The sequence below is a fragment of the Mycobacteroides chelonae genome, from assembly GCF_016767715.1.
Lineage (GTDB): Bacteria > Actinomycetota > Actinomycetes > Mycobacteriales > Mycobacteriaceae > Mycobacterium > Mycobacterium gwanakae.
Genome location: NZ_CP050145.1, coordinates 2,484,042 through 2,499,965 on the forward strand (window position 1 = coordinate 2,484,042; position 15,924 = coordinate 2,499,965).

The window sequence follows — 15,924 nt, forward strand, 5'->3', positions numbered from 1 at the left end:
TATATTCGTCACGCGCGATGGATCTCGCCGGGGCTTGTCCCGAACCGCCACTGATGGCTGATAGTTCCTGTGTTGATGAGTCGTAACACGATGGGACCGAATGTGACAGGTGCGCAGCGCGAAGAGTCCGTGCGACCCCTACATCTGCGACCGTATGCCCTGCTGTGGGTTTTTCTCGGCGGCGTGTGTGGAACCGCCTTGCGGTATTGGTTCGAGAAGATGTGGCCGGCTACCGGCGCGGCCTGGCCTTGGGGGACCTTTGCGGTCAACCTGACCGGAGCGTTCATCCTCGGGGCGCTGCTGGAAACCCTCACACTGCTGGGCCCGGACGGCGGTTGGCGCCAACGCGCCCGGTTGTTTGTCGGCACGGGCATCTGCGGCGCCTTCACCACGTACAGCGCCTTCGCCCTGGAGATCAGCACTCTCGCCCGCAACGGATTTGCGGGATTGGGCGTGGGGTACGCACTGGTCAGCATCACGGTCGGTCTGGCCGCCGCCATGGCCGGGATAGCTGCCGCCGCCGCGGTACTGGGGCGGTACTCGGGAGGTTCCGCGTGACGGTTATCGCCGTGATTCTCGCCGGGGCTTTGGGTGCGGTAGCGCGCTTCGTCGTCGATTCGCTCATCAAGCATCGCCGGACCTTCCGCTTCCCATGGGCGACGCTCCTCATCAACCTCAGCGGATCGGCCCTTATCGGCGTGGTGGCGGGCACCGTGATCTTCCACCATTCGTCGTCGGCCCTGCTGGCTGTCGTGGGGACTGGGTTCTGTGGCGGCTATACGACTTTCAGCACCGCGAGTGTGGAATCGGTCAGGCTTCTCGAGCGGCGTGAATGGTCACTCGCCCTGTACAACACGTTCGGCACGCTGCTGGGCACCGTCGGGGCCTGTGTCGCGGGACTAGCGCTGGCGTGGTCGATAGCGTGAGGATGTCACTATGACCGAATCGTCAGGTGTGCACGTGGTAGTCGGATGGGACAGATACCCGCCGAGCACTGCCGCGCTGCGCTTCGGGATCGATATGGCCCGGCGCCTGGGCGCCTGCATGCACGTGGTGCACATCCTCGATATGGACGACGAGCCGATGGACATCGACACCGACAGCTGGGAAGCGCAGGCAGGCAACGCTGTTACCGCTGCCGAGGCTGAGGCTGTCGAACAGCTTGCGGGCCAGGAAGTGGCCTGGAAGTACCACCGCGCGCAGGGACCCGCTGCCGCCGCCCTTCTGGGCGTGGCACAGCAGTATGAGGCGATGATGATCATTCTGGGTAGCCCCCGGGGAGGGTTGGCGTCCGCGCTGGATGCGTTGCTCGGGCAGTCGGTGTCGCATCGCCTCATCGGCGCGAAAAGGGTTCCGCTCGTTCTCGTGCCCGCCACCTGACGACTTTCACGGAGCGAACGTTTCTCCTGTAGCCTGACGCGGTGTCTAGCAAATCCATCCTCCGGTCCGTGGTGGACCTTGGGCCGGTCACGATCGGCGGGGTCACGGTACTGCTACGGCCGCCCCGGCTCGCGGATGGTCCATCCTGGCGGGAGACCGCGCTGGCTTTCACCGAGCGGCTGTCACCGGCGTTCAATCGTGACGACATGGATTGGGAGAGCGCGCATTCTCCGGTTATCTGGGTGGACACCTGGCGTTCGGCGCTTGCCGATGCACGCGCAGGCGGAGTCTCATACCTGCTGGTAAGGATCGATGACGGCATCGAGAGAGTCGTTGGGCAGTTCTCGATGACCGGCAGGGATCCACGAACCGGGGGCGCCGAGATCTCCAGCTGGGCGGTCGATGTGCCCTCGGCCGTGAGCGGGTGGGCACAGCTGGTCACGGTGCTGGCTGCCTTTGAGGGAAACCCTGCGATTCCACACGCGTTGGCGCCCGTGGCGGTATCAAACGTGCGCGCAAACAGATTCTGCGAATCCATGGGCTGGGCCCAGCTACAGACACGTCGTGCTCTGCGTAAATACGATGGGCAGATCTCAGACCACAACATGTGGGTGCTCGCCAATACGGCCGAGTACCGAGATTGGGTAAGGCAGCGCCTCGCGGAAATTCCCGCCACGAGAACGCTTCTCGCGCCCACCGTGTCCCGCAGGCCGGACGCTGGATACCTCGCCGCGTGGGCCCGATTCGCGGCGATTCGCGTCCGGCAGCGGATCAGTGCCACACTGCGGCCCGCACCGACTGAGTCCTCACTCGAAACCTCCACCACCAATGGGGAAGTGGTGCATATCGCACCGGCTGGTCGCGGGCAGTTCCGGGTGGCGGTGGCTGAGCGCACGGCCGGTTCGATTGATGTCTATACCGATGTCGGCACGTCCACAACGGAATTGGTGCCACGATTCGAGCCGTGGGTGTCCCGCGATGCCGGCGCGTGCGCACTGTCCGCACTCGCAAGCCATGTTGCCGCTCGCCCCGACGGGTCGCGCCGGACGGTCGTTGCGGTCAGCGGCGCGGATGGCACGCTCGCGGACCAGCTTGCCCGCCGTGGTTTTGTCGACGAGGGTGAGGCGCCGGCGACCCTGGGTGACGGTGGTACCGCGCGGCGTATGTGGACGCTGCTGGCGGGCCCGCTTCCAAAATAGACAGCCTGTACTTGGCAATCATCTTCTCGCAGTTGCCGATTAATCGCCATACGCCTGTGCCAAGGTGCGCTACCCTGCCGGGGTGTTCGCAAGCGATCGGCCCACTCCGACATCTCTGGGGCCGGTTGAAATAGACGGTATGACCGTAATGCTGCGCATTCCGCGGCTCTCCGATGGCTCATCGTGGCGGGAAACCAACCTGCGCTACGAAAAGCGGCTGGCACCGGCGTTCAGCCATCCGGACATGCCGTGGTCGACAGCGCATTCGCCGTACATGTGGATTCACACCTGGAAGCAGGCACTCTCCGATGCCGCGCGTGGCTGGGTCTCGTATCTGCTCGTGCACCTCGATGGAGGCCGCGAACACGTCGTCGGCCACTTGGCCATGGCGGGGCGACATCCGCGAACGGGGGGCGCCGAGGTATCAACATGGACGGCCGGTGTTCCACACAGCGTCACCCGGTGGGCGCAGGCATCGCTCATCATCGCCGGATTCGAGGCTGATCCCCGGGTTCCGCACGCGGTGGCGCCGCTCGCGGTGGAGAACATCGCGGTGCAGCGACTTGCCCAGTCGGTGGGCTGGTCGCAGCTACAGACATGCCGCCGATTGCGCATGTACGACGGAAACCCCACCGATCATCAGATCTGGTTTCAGGGCAACACCATCGAGAACCTGGCGGCGTTACGCCGGACGCGAGACGCCCTGTCCGGCAACATCACCAGCTGGACGACGTCAGGGCGCCGCGCGGCGGTTTCCTGGAGCGATCTGCTGGCGCGCGGTCGCTACGAACTGCGCAACTACAGACGGCGCGTCGCTGCCGATGCGAATAGTTCAGTCGCGGTGACGGTTTCGGGGACATCTCTGGGATCTGTCGAGATCGCTGTCGATCAGGGCAGCTCCACCACGGAGCTCATTGGCAGGCCCCGTCCCGATGTGTCTGAGGATGAGCTCACCGCGACCATCGCAGATCTTGCGGGACGCTTGATGGGCGCTCCTTCACCCACTAGGCGGATCGTCGTCGCGGTGCGCGATGAGGATCGGTCCTTGACCGGGGCTCTCGCCGTGCACGGTTTCCGCAACGAGGGGCGCACCCTGCCCACCCTGGGCGACGCATCCACAAACCGGCAGTTGTGGGCCGGTGTCAGCGACAACTAGTCGTCACGACCCCGTGCGTATGCCTCCGCCAGCAGTGGCCGGAGCACCTCGGCGAAGGTGTCCTCACCTGGATTGACCACACACACCCATTTGGCGCCGCCGTACTCGGGATGCGGAAGTACCTGGTCGAACTCGGTGTAATCGGGCTGGATCGCTTCGTCCTGACCGGGCACAACCTTGACGAAGGTGTCACCGCTGATGCCGATGTTGAGCCGGTAGACGTGCGGTCGTCCGAGGTCGGAGTACGTATCGAATGCCTCGTTCGACATCAGGGTGATGACCGGCAGCTGACGTTCGGGGCCTTGGAAGAAGAACCAATTGCCCTGTACAACCTCGTGCTGCAGATCCGGGAAGGTCGTGACGATGTATTCGATGATGGCGCCCTCATCCATGACACCGAACCTACCGGCCTAGGCTGCTGACATGTTGCGAGCGGGAATCGTCGTCACGGGTACGGAGGTCCTCACCGGGCGTGTTGCCGACGCAAACGGCCCATGGCTTTCCGAACACCTGCGGGAAGTGGGCGTGGATGTGGCACATATCTGCGTGTGCGGGGACCGCAGAGAAGACCTGACAGCGCAGCTGCGGTTTCTCGCCGATCAGGGTGTAGATCTCATCGTCACATCCGGCGGCTTGGGTCCGACGGCCGACGACATGACGCTGCCGACTGTAGCTGAATTTGCCGGTACCACACTAATTTTCGACGCAACGCTAGAATCGGCCATCATGAACCGGCTGCGGCCGATCGCGGATCGCTGGGAGAATGTCGATTGGGAAGCACTGCGCGTCGGCATCGCCAAACAGGCGCTTGTCCCGGCTCGGGGCGAGGTGCTTGATCCGGTGGGCACGGCGCCGGGAGCGATCATGAGTGCGGACGGTGTTCTCATCGTGGTGCTGCCCGGGCCGCCGCATGAGCTTCAGCGGATGTGGCCGTCGGCGCTCGACGCCGCGCCTTTCCGGGCGCTCCTCGGCGAGGATGTCACCGCTATCGAGCAGGCCACACTGCGTCTCTATGGAATCACCGAGCCGGATATCGCCGAGACACTGCGCCTTGCTGAGGGCGAGTTGGGAAGCCTTGCCGCGCTGGAGATCACCACCTGCCTGCGGCGCAGCGAGGTCGAGGTGGTCACCCGCTTCGAGGCCGATGCGCACCCATTATGGACGCGCCTGCATGAGTTCATTCAGACCCGGCATGGAGCGGCACTGTTCTCTGCGGATGGCTCGACCGTCGACGACGTGGTGGCCCGGCTGCTGAACGGGAGGCGCTTGGCGGTGGCGGAGTCATGCACGGCGGGACTGTTGGGCGCTCGCATCGCCGATGTCCCGGGCTCTTCTGCGTACTTCCTGGGTGGGGTCATCAGTTACGCCAATGACGTCAAAATCGGTCAGCTGCAGGTGGATCCGCAGCTACTTGCAGAACACGGTGCAGTATCACCGGAGGTCGCCGAGGCCATGGCGGAGGGCGCGCTGAAGGTGCTGGGTGCTGATATCGCAGTGTCGACGACGGGTGTGGCAGGCCCGGGCGGTGGTACGGCGGAGAAGCCGGTGGGCACGGTGTGTTTCTGTGTCAAGACCTCGGCGGGGGAGAAGGCTGCCCTTCGCGTCGTTATCCCGGGAAATCGCAACCAGATTCGTGAGCGTGCAACCACTGTCGCCCTGCATTTGCTGCGTCGGTTGTTGCAGCGCTAGCGCTACTCGCTGAAGGGCGCCGCCCTGATCAGTAGCGGAAACGCCGCATAGCGAGTCAGCCAAGCCGCACGGCCCGCCGGCACCGCGGCGCCCTCTGCGGCCCAGGCTGCGAGCATATGCCGCTTGAATTGAAGCCTCGGGTGCCGTTGCAGCAGCTCGTCCACCCACGTGGCGTCGAGGTCGGAGAGCCGTAGACCGAAGACGTCTGTTCCTGCGCCGGCAGAGACGAATCCGCCCGGATCTGCGAGGTTCTCGCTGGCACCGAGAGTGATGTGTGCGGCGATCGCTGCGCCGACCGCCTCCGCGCGGGCTTCCGGCGCCCCTTGATCCCGGACGAACTGCGCGGCACGCTCGCCACCCGCGACGGCGAAGCACCGGCCGGGCGTGGGATGTTCGAGTTGTAGATCGTGCAACAGACTCGCGACGTACACGAGCTCGTCATCGACTGCTACGCCGTCGAGCGCGGCCAGTGCCTTCCCGAAGAAGTAGGTGCGGTACGAGTGTTCGAGCACGTGCGGGGTCACCGAATCGCGTGCCTCCTGCTCGGCGGCAAGAGCAAGCGTGGAATCGGGCACTGCGATCGATCCGAGTTCCACTCGCCCCTGCCCGCGGCGGCCGGTGCGTGTCCTGACGGCATCGCCGATCATCGCGGGTAATGCGCGAAACAGGCGTCCGAACAATGCCCGCCGCTGAGCCGACGAGATCTCCCCGCCGGTCTGAGTGGCCCAGTGCCAATCCAATTCGGTCGTCATGGGCTTCAGTCAAGGCGGGTATGTCCCCGAAGGCCAGTGGCATGAATGCCATAGATGCTCCGATTCATGCCATAGTGAGCCATGGGCACCAAGACGGTGGCGGCACTGGCGCTCGACGGCGTCATCACCTACGACCTGGCATGTGCCGTGCAGATGTTTCGCCGGGGGCCGGGGCGTGCCGGTCAGCCGGACGGTTTCGACCTGGTGACCTGCGGCCATCGCGCGGGCAGCGTGTGGACACCGGACGGTTTCAATCTCGAAATGGAACACGGTATCGACGCGCTGGAAACCGCCGATATCGTCGTCGTTCCCGCGCGTGCCCCACACGACCGTCCGCCACCGGATGACGTCTTGAGCGCGCTGGTGACTGCGCACGAACGCGGCGCAGTGATCTTCAGTATCTGCCTGGGTGCGTTTGTCCTGGCAGCAGCCGGGTTGCTGGATGGACGCCCTGCCACCACACATTGGGAGTACTGCCAGGACATGCGCACGCTGTACCCACAGGTCGATCTGCGGCCCGATGCGCTGTACGTCGACGACGGGGACATCCTCACCTCGGCGGGGCTTTCCGCGGGGATGGACCTATGTCTGCACGTGCTGCGACGAGAGCTGGGAGCCGCCGCGGCGTCGGAGATGGCGCGGTGGAATGTCATGGCGCCGCACCGCGATGGCGGCCAGGCCCAATTCATCCCGCCCCCAAGGAATTCTCATGATTCGGCTGGGCTCGGTCCGACCTTGAGCTGGGCATCGGAGTATCTCTCCGAGATCGACGATGTATCGGCGCTGGCACGGCACGCACACTTGAGCCTGCGCACATTCAACCGGCGGTTCGGCGAGGAAGTCGGTACGACTCCCAAGCGGTGGCTCGACCTACAGCGCGCCACCCGTGCCCGCGAATTGCTCGAGAACACTGATCTGACTATGGAATCCATTGCTGCACAGTGTGGTTTCGGCAGCGTTACCGCCATGCGGACACACCTGCGCAGGGTCACCGCAACAACACCGAGTGCCTACCGTCGGGCATTCCGGCGGTAGGCGATCACGGTCAGCGCACGACGTGCGGCATCAGGGCATCGGGCGGAATCGCACCGAAGCGACCGGCCTGATAGTCCTCCACGGCCTGGATCAGCTCCGCCTTGGTGTTCATCACGAATGGCCCGTAGGTCACGACACGCTCACGGATGGGCCGCCCGCCCAGCAGTAACACCTCCAATGCCGGGCGGTTCGCGTCTTGTTCCGCATTGGCCTGCACCGAGATCCGGTCACCGAGGCCCAGCACCGCGAGCTGCCCCTGTTCGATCGGGTGCCCCAGTGCCCCCACCGTGCCACGTCCGGAGAGAACGTAGACGAGGGCGTTGAACTCTCGATTCCAGGGCACATTCAACTGCGCGCCCGGCTGGATCGTCGCATGTGCCAATGTGATTGGCGTGTGTGTGCTGCCCGGTCCGTGATGGGGCCCGACGTCTCCGGCGATGATGCGTACCAGCGCACCGCCGTCGGGGGAGCTCACCAGTGTGGTTTGCGCCCCCTCGATGGCCTGGTAGGCGGGCGTCAGGAACTTGTCCCGCGCCGGCAGGTTGACCCAGAGCTGGATGCCATGGAATAGCCCGCCGCTCTCCACCAATTCTGCTGGGGGAGTTTCGATATGCAGAATTCCCGATCCCGCCGTCATCCACTGGGTGGCTCCGTCGTGGATGAGCCCGCCTCCACCATGGGAGTCTTGATGGGTGAACCTGCCGTCGATCATGTACGTGACGGTCTCGAAGCCGCGATGCGGGTGCCAATCCGTCCCACGCGGCTCGCCGGGCTCATACTCGACTTCGCCCATCTGATCCATGTGGATGAACGGATCCAACTCGGCTGACGGGACTCCGGCGAACGCACGCACGACGGGAAAGCCTTCACCCTCGTACCCGCGCGGCCCGCTGGTGATGGACCGCACCGGCCGTTCGGTATCGGCAGGCTCGGGAGCGGGGATGCGCGGCAGAGTCAGGGCGTCCGTTGACGACACAGTGATAGCTGGCATGCAAACCTCCTGGTGAGAGTTCCTATGCCTGCTTAACCGGACTGCGGTCCGCTTTATTCCGGAAGTGTGCTCCCGGTGGCGAGCGCGGTCGACACCGCCGCCGCGACGGTTTCACCGGCGGCCAGCAGGGGCTCGGTGCTGCGCAGCGCCCGGCTCAGCACGAACGCACCTTCCAGGCTGGTGATGAATCCCAGCATGAGGCGTCGGCACATCTCGGGCCTCAAACCCGATCCAGCGATCCGTTGCGCCCCCTGATCGATCCAATCCGTGAAGACGTCGGCGGTGGCACGGCGGAGCGTCTCGTCGGTGCTCGCCACTTCGAGGGCGATGGTGGCGATCGGGCAGGCGTCGGCGTAGTCGGTTGCGACGAGATTGTCCGCTGCGGCCGCGAACGCGATCCGGACGGTGGTCGGCAGGTCTGGACCACCTTCATCGAAGATCGCTAGTACCAGATCGCGGTACATGGCCCCGGCTGTTCGAATTGCCTCGTCCGCCAGTTGCACCTTGCCTCCGGGGAAGAAGTGGTAGATCGACCCGAACGGTGCGCCGGCGCTCTGCGCGATCTGCTTGAGCCCAGTGCCCGTCATGCCCTGTCGGCGGAACAACTCGCACGTGGAGGCAACGATGCGGTCGCGTGTGTCAGCGGGCATGGCGAGTCCTTCAGGGAGTCTTGTATCCGATTGCACAGCATTGTACGGTCCTTACTAGAACGTTCTATCAAGTACGGCCGAGGTGGAGGGTGTGGAGATGGACAAAGTGCTGAAGTACCTGGCGATCCTGACCGGGGTGATCTGCCTGGCCATCGGCCTCTATCACCTCATCGGGGGACCGGGAACCGTCATCGGCGGGGGAACGGTCACCGCGAGCACCGACAGTCAGGAGCGCTTCTTCTCCGGGTTGTTCGCCGTCTATGGTGCGGCATGGATCTGGGTGGCGCGGCGATCGCCCATTCCCGGCGCTGCCATTAGGTTCCTCGCCGCCGGCCTGCTGGTGGGCGCACTTGGCCGAGTGGCATCACTGATCGACTCCGGACAGCCCCATCCATTCTGGATTGTCATGCTCGCCGTCGAAATTCTCGTCCCCGCACTGTTTTTCGTGATCGCGGGCGCAGACGAGAAGGCGCGTTGACTTCGTAAAATCAATATGCGAGTTCAGATTTCGCAACCGCTAGAGTGCGTAGTACCGACAGCACAATGTGTTTCTCAAGCACTCTAGGAGGAAGCTATGCGGTTCACCTTCGCCGAGGCCATGACCGATCCGTCGTACTACGTTCCCTTGGCCCGGGCGGCCGAGGCGGCCGGTTATCACGGTATGACCATCGCCGACAGCCTGGCGTATCCCTACGAGTCGGATGCGAAGTATCCGTACACGCCCGATGGGAACCGCGAATTCCTGGAGGACAAACCGTTCATCGAGGCGTTGACGCTCACGGCCGCGCTCGGCGCGGTGACCTCGACGTTGCGGTTCAACATCTTCGTACTCAAACTGCCGATCCGCCCGCCCGCCCTGGTGGCCAAGCAGGCCTCGTCCATTGCGGCACTGACGGGCAACCGTCTCGGGCTCGGCGTCGGTACCAGTCCGTGGCCCGAGGACTACGAACTGATGAACGTGCCCTTCGCCAAGCGCGGTAAGCGCATGGACGAATGCATCGAGATCATCCGGGGGCTGACCACCGGTGACTACTTCGAGTTCCACGGCGAGTTCTACGACATTCCTAAGACCAAGATGTGCCCCGCGCCGACGCAGCCCATCCCGATCCTCATCGGTGGACATGCCGACGCCGCACTGCGCCGCGCGGCGCGGTGCGATGGCTGGATGCATGGTGGTGGCACCGAGGACTTGGACGAGCTGTTGGTCAAGCTCAACAAATTCCGTGAAGAAGAGGGGACGGCCGACAAGCCCTTTGAGGTCCACGTCATCTCCGTCGACGGGTTCACCGTGGACGGGGTGAAGCGCCTGGAGGACAAGGGCGTCACCGATGTCATCGTCGGCTTCCGCATTCCCTACATCGTCGGGCCGGACACCGAGCCGCTGGAGACGAAGATCAGGAATCTGGAGGGCTTCGCCGAGCACGTCGTCGCCAAGGTCAACTCCTAGCGGTCCCATTTCGTGGGCTGGGCTACCCCCAGCTCACGGAATGCGTCTCGGCGCTGTGCGCGACCGTTGACAGATATTCAACGCAAGCGTTAAATATCAACTATGAGCACACGCCCTAGTTTGGCCTCGGCGGTCGTCTATCAAGACCCGGCGGCAGCACTTGACTGGCTGGAGAAGGCCTTTGGTTTTGAACGATCCATGGTCATCACCGACAAAGACGGCAAGATTGAGCATTCCGAGATGCGATTCGGGGACGGTTACCTCATGGTCGGATCCGAGTGGGACTCCAGCGTCGCCAGCCCAAAGAGTGTGGGCGGTAGATGTACCCAGACGATCCACGTGCAGATCGACAGCGAGATCGACACGCACTGCGAGCGGGCGGAGGCCGCCGGCGCGAAAATTCTTATGCGCCCGGCCGACCAGTTCTACGGCGATCGGGTGTACCGCGCTCAGGATCCCGAGGGGCACGTCTGGACCTTCGGGCAGTCAGTGCGGGCCGTGTCGCGTGAGGACGCCGAGAAGGCCAGCGGTCTGAACATCGAGGGCTGGGTTTGACCCGGCCCTCGCCGCAACTCGCGAGCATTGATCGCACGCTGACTGCACTTGCCGATCCCAATCGGCGAAGAATCGTTGAGGTGCTGCGGGATCAACCGCGTCGGGCAGGGGAGCTGGCGCAAGCCGTTGGCCTGAGTCCCGCAGCGCTCAGCAGGCATCTGCGGACCCTCAAGGCCAGCGAGCTGGTCGAGGAGTCACACCCGGAGTTCGACGCGCGTGTACGCATCTACACCCTGCGGCCCGCGCCTATGGCAGAACTGAAGGGTTGGCTCGACGAGATCGAGAAGCTCTGGGCTACCCAGCTTTTGGCATTCAAGGAGCACGTCGAACGCGAGCCGGGCCGATGACGTCACGAGTGCTGGTATCGCTGCGCGTGGGCGCTACGCCGGCACGTGCATTCGAGGTGTTCGTCAATGACATCGGAATGTGGTGGCGGCCCAACACGCTGTTCCGATTCACCAGGCAACGGAGGGGAACTCTCGCGATAGAACCGGTACTCGGGGGCCGCTTCGTCGAGTCGTACCCGGACGGCACCGAGTTCGAAATAGGCAGGGTCACCACGTGGGAACCGGGCAGCAGGCTGGGATTCACCTGGCGCCAGGACAGTTTCACCGGGGATCAGATAACGACCGTCGAGGTGAGGTTCGAGCCGGTTGACGACGAGACCCGGGTGACGGTGGAACATCTCGGCTGGGAGTCCGTGCCGCAGGATCACGTTGCACGCCATACGTTTCCCGATGGGCTGTTCTTGCGGCGCCACGGCGAATGGTGGCAGGACCTTCTGGAATCGCTGCGTGCCCGGGTCGGTGCGTCATAGAGCGTTAGGAGCTTCCCGGGGTGTGCAGCTGTGCCGCCAGCCACGGCAATGCGTCGGAAAATGTCCGGCTGGCGAACTGCCAGGTGTGCCCGCTGATCATCTGGTGGATGGTGCAGGAGATCTGTACCTGCTGAGCCGCTGCGCACAGGTCCGCGGCGGCACCTTCTCGGTCATCATCGGTCACGTCGTCATGCCCGCCGATGCCCGTGGGCGTGTCGGCCGTGGGCCGCTTTGCGCCACTGGGTTTCTTGCTGTCCGCAGGTGGTATCGCATCCTCGAACCATCCGGTTACACCGGTGTACGGCCCGTGCTTCGCCATGACGGTGCGCGGGTCGAAGGCGTCCCATCGGGCGGCGTCGCCGCCGTATAGCCGCTCAATGGTCTGCTGTTTGGTTCCGGCGGTGGGTCCGTGGTCGCCGGCGATGTCGACGAAGGTGGAGAACAAATCCGGGTGCATGACTGTCAGGTCGATAGCGCAGGTACCGCCCATCGACCAGCCGACCACGGCCCAGTTGGCGGGATCGGGCGATCCGTCGAACTCCGAAACCACATAGGGGCGAACATCTTCGGTGAGATGGTCGGCGGCGTTGCCGCGTGGCCCGTTGACGCATTCGGTGTCGTTGTTGAAACTTCCCGCGACGTCCACGAAGACGAATATCGGCGCCTGTCCGCCGTGTGTCTTGGCGTATTCGTCGATCATCTGGGTGGCGTTGCCCGTGCGAATCCAGTCGGCGGGAGTGTTGAACTCGCCGGCGATCATCATCACCACCGGCAGCCTCGGCGGGGTATCGCCGGCGAACCAGGCCGGCGGGAGATAGACGTACTCGCCCCGGTGTTTGAATCCGCTGGCATCTGCGGGGATGTCCACTTGTACGAGCTTGCCGGTGTCGGGCTTCGAGTTACGCAGACCCGCAAGGTCACTCATATCGACCTCGTTGGGAAGCGGTCCCGCGGACACCGCACCCCAGGCCGCCTGCACAGTGGGGTAGTAGCCCACCCAGGTGTTGAGTGCGACGAGTGCGGCGAGCAGCGTCACCGGAATGGCCACCACCGATACGCCACGGCGCCACCATTGCGCACTGGGGAAGCCGATCACGGCGATCGCGACCGAGGTGACGAAAACACCGATCCAAATCCATAGTCTGAAAGGCGCCGGATCGGACGCCAACCCTTCGGAGTTCATGTAAATCCATGCCGCCAAGGCGCCCAACGCTCCGACCGCTACGCTCACGGGCACCCACAGGAGGCGCCACCGGCGGGTGCGCCATCCGATGACCACGACCAACGCCACGACCGCCAGTACCTGAACGACGATCGGAAACCAGCCGCCGAGCGCGGAAATCCCATGGTTGTACTGGTGGAAGTCATTGGCGGGCAACTGTGGGATAGGGGTCGGCGCCGGAGCGGGCGTCGGCGTAGTCGGTGGCACGCTGACATTGTGATGAGGTTTCCTGGGAGGAAGCTGGACATGACCCAGAGTTATCTGTCGGACGAGACGATTGCGGCGCTGTCAACAGCCGAGCGCAGGGACCTCATTCAGCGACTGGAACGCCCGCTCAGCGAGGTGGCACCGCCGAACCTGGCCAGGTTTCGTGCACTGCGACTCGGATTGATGATCGGCGGCGCGCTCGCGCTGATTCCCTGGATCACCTACCTTGCGTTCACGCTGCCGGAAAACTATGTGGCGCAGCGATGGACGGCGACATGGGTGGGTTTCGACATCCTGCTGGTGACGTTCATGCTGGCCACCGTGGTACTTGGCCTGCTGCGCCGTCAGCTACTTGTGCTGACGGCCTTCACCACCGGTGTGCTCTTGATCTGCGACGCCTGGTTCGACGTGATGACGGCCGGACCGAGCGAGGTGCGGTGGGCGATTCTGACAGCGGTGCTGGCTGAGTTACCGGTGGCCGTGGTGATGATCCGGGGCGCGTTGCTCATCACGCGATTGACGATGACGCGCCTGATGGTCATCGATCCAGGAGTGCCGCTCTGGCGGGTGCCACTGCTGCCCTAGCCGCTCACCAGCAGTGCGCGAACCCATCGCAGTACTGCGGGAACCGGTCCACGGGTACGTCGAGCGGCTTGAGGAACTGCAGGCTGAAGGGCTTCTTGGTCATCCCGGGCTGGCCACCGCATACGGCGCTGTGGATGCTGGTGTGCACTCCGGTCAGGGTTTCGTCGTTGAAAACGTACTTCTCCTGAGTGGGTGCGAAGGTTCCATCGGGGCAGGTCATGCCTTGCGGCCGGGCGTGCAGGAATGTCCATTGGTCATCGACCAGCTTGGCCGGGATGGAGTAGTTCTGGAGTCGGTCGTTGTGTTTGAGGATGTCGGGTGTCGCGCTGGTGACGGTGAGGGTGCAGCCGTCGGCCTGGATGGTGGGGTCGGTGTAGTCGGACTGGATGCGGGTGCCGGATGCCTGCACACACACAGCGGACATCGTCCAGGAGACCTCGCCGGCACCTTCCTCGATCATTCGGTAGGTCCCATCCGCCGGAGGCGCCACGGCCGAGGCCGGGCCGGCGAATCCGATTCCGATCGCCATGGCGACGACGGGGATCATCAGCAGGCAAGGTGTGCGCACGGGTCAAGTATCGCAATGCGATGGACCGCTCACACCGCAACCTCAGCGATTAGACGCGCCGTCCAATAGCGCCACGACCAGATCGGCCACGGCGGTCATACCGTCCTCGTTGGGGTGAAGCGGTGCCGGACGCCCCGGCCACGGGAATCCGGGGCGGTTCGTCCAGGGCTGCGGTGACCATGCGTGATGTCCGGCGCTGGCCGCCGATGCGCGGATGATGTCGCAGCCGGCGGCGTGGGCCGCGTGCGCGGTGAGCGCCGCCAGTTCCGCGGCAATACGGCGCCCGTTGTCAGCCTCGGCCCGGGTGTACGGCGGCGCCGGCTCGTTTTCAGGCGGCAGCAGCGTCAGGTAGTCGATGAAGATCACGCGTGCGCGCGGTGCGCGAGCGCGTACCTGCTCACCCACCGCGCGCAGGGAATCACCCACGACCGCCAGCGCCGCGTCCTGCTTACCGGTGTCGAGCAAGCCGGCCAACCCGCTTCCGATGACCGGCAGGGCACGTAGGATGCGCGGTAGGCGCGCGGCGATCAGAAACGGCACGTAACCGACGTCGTTGCCGCCGATCGTGATCGTCACCAACTCCTCGGTGCCATCGAGTACCCCAATCTGAGGTGCGGCGGCGTGCTGTGCGTCGGTCAGGATATGCGCCGTGGTCGCCCCCGAGTAGGTGACGTCGACCAGCTGATATCCCCTGCGTTCAGCGATTTGGTGCGGGTAGTTGCGTGCCGAACGCCCGGCAAGCCGGGGCGAGCCCGGTACACGCGGCGGGATACCCGGCCCCGACGCCATAGAGCTGCCCAATGCCACATAACGTCCCGCCATGGACCAAGCCTATCGGCGAGCCAGCCGGGTGAACCTGCGCAGCGACGAACTCACCCCACGTGGCCTCGGATCGTCCAAACGCAAGATCGGCCAACCCCGCTCGGCCGCCACGGTGGCGAGCCGGCCACGCGGGTTGACCGGGCAGGGCTCGCCGACGAGAGACATCAGATCGATGTCTTCTTCTCCGTCGGCATAGAAGTAACTGCGTTGCAAGTCAACATGATTGGACTCGCAGAAGCGCGCGACCGCGGTTGCCTTGTTGCGGCCCCACACGATGGGCTTGCGGATATCGCCGGTGAGCAGTCCGTCGTCGTCGAGGTCGAAGTGGTTGCACAGCACATGGGCTATTCCGAGGTGGCGCGCCACTGGTTCGGCATGAATGGTTAGCGCCGAGGAACTCAGCACCACAGTGTGGCCCTGCTCCTGATGTGCACGCACGCGCTCAGACATCTGTGGATAGATCATCGAGGCATTGTGCTGGTGGAAGATTCGTTCGCCGACGGCTTCGAGCTCGGCTAGCGAGTCGCCGCGCAGGTATCCGGCGGCGCGCACCACCAAACGCTCGAATTCCATGCGGCCCAGCTTGTACCGGAAGGTGGCCTCCAGAACTCCGAGAACCTCACCGATACTCGCCTGACCACGGCGCATCCGATCACGGGCGTGAGCCGTCGGGGTGAATCCGGCCACCAGGGTGCCGTCCAGGTCGAAGAAGGCTCCCACCTGCGGCCCAGCGGGGCGCAACGCTATATCGGCGACCGGGTCGGGTGCCGAACTCACCGTCATGTGGGCCAATCTACCGTTGTGCGGCACGCGTACCCGCCGTAGGCGACAAGATGGGGTATCCACCCG

The 15,924-nt window shown here is 64.5% G+C and carries 20 protein-coding genes, 1 pseudogene and 1 riboswitch; of the genes and pseudogenes, 13 read left to right on the plus strand and 8 right to left on the minus strand.

Translation table 11 applies throughout. From position 1 onward, the window contains the following. Window positions 1–4: 4 nt before the first annotated feature. Window positions 5–77, plus strand: a riboswitch (Fluoride riboswitch). Between the two features lie 13 nt (window positions 78–90). The 5 genes from crcB (HBA99_RS12145) (at window position 91) to HBA99_RS12165 (ending at window position 3,735) form a co-directional block, all read left to right on the plus strand. Then, on the plus strand, window positions 91–558 hold the full coding sequence (gene crcB, locus HBA99_RS12145) for a fluoride efflux transporter CrcB (protein ID WP_078322521.1): 468 nt from the start codon (window positions 91–93) through the stop codon (window positions 556–558). Then, window positions 555–926, plus strand: a complete 372-nt coding sequence (crcB, locus tag HBA99_RS12150) for a fluoride efflux transporter CrcB (protein WP_070949628.1) — start codon at window positions 555–557, stop codon at window positions 924–926. The genes crcB (HBA99_RS12145) and crcB (HBA99_RS12150) overlap by 4 nt, the downstream gene beginning before the upstream one ends. 10 nt (window positions 927–936) lie before the next feature. Beyond that, window positions 937–1,380 (plus strand): universal stress protein, encoded by a 444-nt coding sequence (locus HBA99_RS12155; protein WP_070952480.1) that lies wholly within the window; start codon window positions 937–939, stop codon window positions 1,378–1,380. A gap of 41 nt (window positions 1,381–1,421) precedes the next feature. Then, window positions 1,422–2,579, plus strand: coding sequence for a GNAT family N-acetyltransferase (locus HBA99_RS12160; RefSeq protein WP_081342897.1), 1,158 nt, complete (start codon window positions 1,422–1,424; stop codon window positions 2,577–2,579). A gap of 139 nt (window positions 2,580–2,718) precedes the next feature. Then, complete coding sequence (locus tag HBA99_RS12165; RefSeq protein ID WP_078322519.1) at window positions 2,719–3,735, plus strand: GNAT family N-acetyltransferase; 1,017 nt, start codon at window positions 2,719–2,721, stop codon at window positions 3,733–3,735. Here HBA99_RS12165 and HBA99_RS12170 read toward each other — a convergent pair. Continuing rightward, a complete protein-coding gene (locus tag HBA99_RS12170) occupies window positions 3,732–4,127 on the minus strand; it encodes a DUF6194 family protein (RefSeq protein ID WP_070930880.1) in 396 nt (131 codons plus the stop codon). The two genes, HBA99_RS12165 and HBA99_RS12170, sit on opposite strands and share 4 nt — an antisense overlap. A 31-nt stretch (window positions 4,128–4,158) precedes the next feature. Between HBA99_RS12170 and HBA99_RS12175 the strand changes: the two genes are divergently transcribed. Then, on the plus strand, window positions 4,159–5,424 hold the full coding sequence (locus HBA99_RS12175; protein WP_070930879.1) for a competence/damage-inducible protein A: 1,266 nt from the start codon (window positions 4,159–4,161) through the stop codon (window positions 5,422–5,424). Between the two features lie 2 nt (window positions 5,425–5,426). On the opposite strand, the pseudogene HBA99_RS12180 reads toward HBA99_RS12175, so the two are convergent. Beyond that, a pseudogene (locus tag HBA99_RS12180) lies at window positions 5,427–6,228 on the minus strand (HD domain-containing protein). Between the two features lie 29 nt (window positions 6,229–6,257). Between HBA99_RS12180 and HBA99_RS12185 the strand changes: the two are divergent. Further along, window positions 6,258–7,211 carry a GlxA family transcriptional regulator gene (locus HBA99_RS12185; protein ID WP_070930877.1) on the plus strand — a complete coding sequence of 318 codons (954 nt, stop codon included), beginning with the start codon at window positions 6,258–6,260 and terminating at the stop codon, window positions 7,209–7,211. A gap of 10 nt (window positions 7,212–7,221) precedes the next feature. Here HBA99_RS12185 and HBA99_RS12190 read toward each other — a convergent pair whose 3' ends face one another. Together HBA99_RS12190 and HBA99_RS12195 are read right to left on the minus strand one after the other, a co-directional pair. Next, window positions 7,222–8,202: a pirin family protein gene (locus HBA99_RS12190; RefSeq protein WP_070952483.1), complete on the minus strand. Its 981-nt coding sequence runs from the start codon at window positions 8,200–8,202 to the stop codon at window positions 7,222–7,224. A 53-nt stretch (window positions 8,203–8,255) separates the two neighbouring features. Further along, complete coding sequence (locus tag HBA99_RS12195) at window positions 8,256–8,852, minus strand: TetR/AcrR family transcriptional regulator (RefSeq protein WP_070930875.1); 597 nt, start codon at window positions 8,850–8,852, stop codon at window positions 8,256–8,258. A 97-nt stretch (window positions 8,853–8,949) separates the two neighbouring features. Between HBA99_RS12195 and HBA99_RS12200 the strand changes: the two genes are divergently transcribed. From HBA99_RS12200 to HBA99_RS12220, 5 genes are all read left to right on the plus strand, one after another. Further along, window positions 8,950–9,330, plus strand: coding sequence for a DUF4345 domain-containing protein (locus HBA99_RS12200; RefSeq protein WP_070952619.1), 381 nt, complete (start codon window positions 8,950–8,952; stop codon window positions 9,328–9,330). A gap of 96 nt (window positions 9,331–9,426) precedes the next feature. Beyond that, the gene (locus tag HBA99_RS12205; protein WP_070930874.1) at window positions 9,427–10,299 is read left to right on the plus strand and encodes a TIGR03619 family F420-dependent LLM class oxidoreductase; all 873 of its coding nucleotides are present in this window, start codon (window positions 9,427–9,429) and stop codon (window positions 10,297–10,299) included. A gap of 102 nt (window positions 10,300–10,401) precedes the next feature. After that, entirely contained in the window at window positions 10,402–10,854 is a 453-nt protein-coding gene (locus tag HBA99_RS12210) for a VOC family protein (RefSeq protein ID WP_030097922.1), read from the plus strand. Continuing rightward, complete coding sequence (locus tag HBA99_RS12215) at window positions 10,851–11,201, plus strand: ArsR/SmtB family transcription factor (protein WP_030097921.1); 351 nt, start codon at window positions 10,851–10,853, stop codon at window positions 11,199–11,201. The genes HBA99_RS12210 and HBA99_RS12215 overlap by 4 nt, the downstream gene beginning before the upstream one ends. Next, window positions 11,198–11,671, plus strand: coding sequence for an SRPBCC domain-containing protein (locus tag HBA99_RS12220; RefSeq protein ID WP_070924074.1), 474 nt, complete (start codon window positions 11,198–11,200; stop codon window positions 11,669–11,671). Before HBA99_RS12215 ends, HBA99_RS12220 begins: the two co-directional genes overlap by 4 nt. A 4-nt stretch (window positions 11,672–11,675) precedes the next feature. Here HBA99_RS12220 and HBA99_RS12225 read toward each other — a convergent pair whose 3' ends face one another. Continuing rightward, window positions 11,676–13,100 (minus strand): alpha/beta hydrolase, encoded by a 1,425-nt coding sequence (locus HBA99_RS12225; RefSeq protein WP_030097919.1) that lies wholly within the window; start codon window positions 13,098–13,100, stop codon window positions 11,676–11,678. 39 nt (window positions 13,101–13,139) lie between these two features. On the opposite strand from HBA99_RS12225, the gene HBA99_RS12230 reads away from it, so the two are divergent. Then, window positions 13,140–13,685: a hypothetical protein gene (locus HBA99_RS12230; RefSeq protein ID WP_070952484.1), complete on the plus strand. Its 546-nt coding sequence runs from the start codon at window positions 13,140–13,142 to the stop codon at window positions 13,683–13,685. A gap of 4 nt (window positions 13,686–13,689) precedes the next feature. On the opposite strand, the gene HBA99_RS12235 is transcribed toward HBA99_RS12230, so the two are convergent. Genes HBA99_RS12235 through HBA99_RS12245 form a run of 3 tightly spaced genes read right to left on the minus strand, consistent with a single transcriptional unit; the run spans window position 13,690 to window position 15,858 of the window. After that, window positions 13,690–14,253, minus strand: coding sequence for a hypothetical protein (locus tag HBA99_RS12235; RefSeq protein ID WP_064408770.1), 564 nt, complete (start codon window positions 14,251–14,253; stop codon window positions 13,690–13,692). 42 nt (window positions 14,254–14,295) lie between these two features. After that, window positions 14,296–15,075, minus strand: coding sequence for an SGNH/GDSL hydrolase family protein (locus tag HBA99_RS12240; protein WP_070930872.1), 780 nt, complete (start codon window positions 15,073–15,075; stop codon window positions 14,296–14,298). A 9-nt stretch (window positions 15,076–15,084) separates the two neighbouring features. Further along, a complete protein-coding gene (locus tag HBA99_RS12245) occupies window positions 15,085–15,858 on the minus strand; it encodes an HAD family hydrolase (protein WP_070930871.1) in 774 nt (257 codons plus the stop codon). Window positions 15,859–15,924 lie beyond the last annotated feature (66 nt).

What these genes read in the sequence shown, in the direction of transcription:
- crcB (WP_078322521.1), top strand. Translation starts at nt 91, where the DNA reads ATGGGACCGAATGTGACAGGTGCGCAGCGCGAAGAGTCCGTGCGACCC.
- HBA99_RS12155 (WP_070952480.1), top strand. Translation starts at nt 937, where the DNA reads ATGACCGAATCGTCAGGTGTGCACGTGGTAGTCGGATGGGACAGATAC.
- HBA99_RS12165 (WP_078322519.1), top strand. Translation starts at nt 2,719, where the DNA reads ATGACCGTAATGCTGCGCATTCCGCGGCTCTCCGATGGCTCATCGTGG.
- HBA99_RS12170 (WP_070930880.1), bottom strand. Translation starts at nt 4,127, where the DNA reads ATGGATGAGGGCGCCATCATCGAATACATCGTCACGACCTTCCCGGAT.
- HBA99_RS12175 (WP_070930879.1), top strand. Translation starts at nt 4,159, where the DNA reads ATGTTGCGAGCGGGAATCGTCGTCACGGGTACGGAGGTCCTCACCGGG.
- HBA99_RS12185 (WP_070930877.1), top strand. Translation starts at nt 6,258, where the DNA reads ATGGGCACCAAGACGGTGGCGGCACTGGCGCTCGACGGCGTCATCACC.
- HBA99_RS12190 (WP_070952483.1), bottom strand. Translation starts at nt 8,202, where the DNA reads ATGCCAGCTATCACTGTGTCGTCAACGGACGCCCTGACTCTGCCGCGC.
- HBA99_RS12195 (WP_070930875.1), bottom strand. Translation starts at nt 8,852, where the DNA reads ATGCCCGCTGACACACGCGACCGCATCGTTGCCTCCACGTGCGAGTTG.
- HBA99_RS12200 (WP_070952619.1), top strand. Translation starts at nt 8,950, where the DNA reads ATGGACAAAGTGCTGAAGTACCTGGCGATCCTGACCGGGGTGATCTGC.
- HBA99_RS12205 (WP_070930874.1), top strand. Translation starts at nt 9,427, where the DNA reads ATGCGGTTCACCTTCGCCGAGGCCATGACCGATCCGTCGTACTACGTT.
- HBA99_RS12210 (WP_030097922.1), top strand. Translation starts at nt 10,402, where the DNA reads ATGAGCACACGCCCTAGTTTGGCCTCGGCGGTCGTCTATCAAGACCCG.
- HBA99_RS12220 (WP_070924074.1), top strand. Translation starts at nt 11,198, where the DNA reads ATGACGTCACGAGTGCTGGTATCGCTGCGCGTGGGCGCTACGCCGGCA.
- HBA99_RS12230 (WP_070952484.1), top strand. Translation starts at nt 13,140, where the DNA reads ATGACCCAGAGTTATCTGTCGGACGAGACGATTGCGGCGCTGTCAACA.
- HBA99_RS12240 (WP_070930872.1), bottom strand. Translation starts at nt 15,075, where the DNA reads ATGGCGGGACGTTATGTGGCATTGGGCAGCTCTATGGCGTCGGGGCCG.
- HBA99_RS12245 (WP_070930871.1), bottom strand. Translation starts at nt 15,858, where the DNA reads ATGACGGTGAGTTCGGCACCCGACCCGGTCGCCGATATAGCGTTGCGC.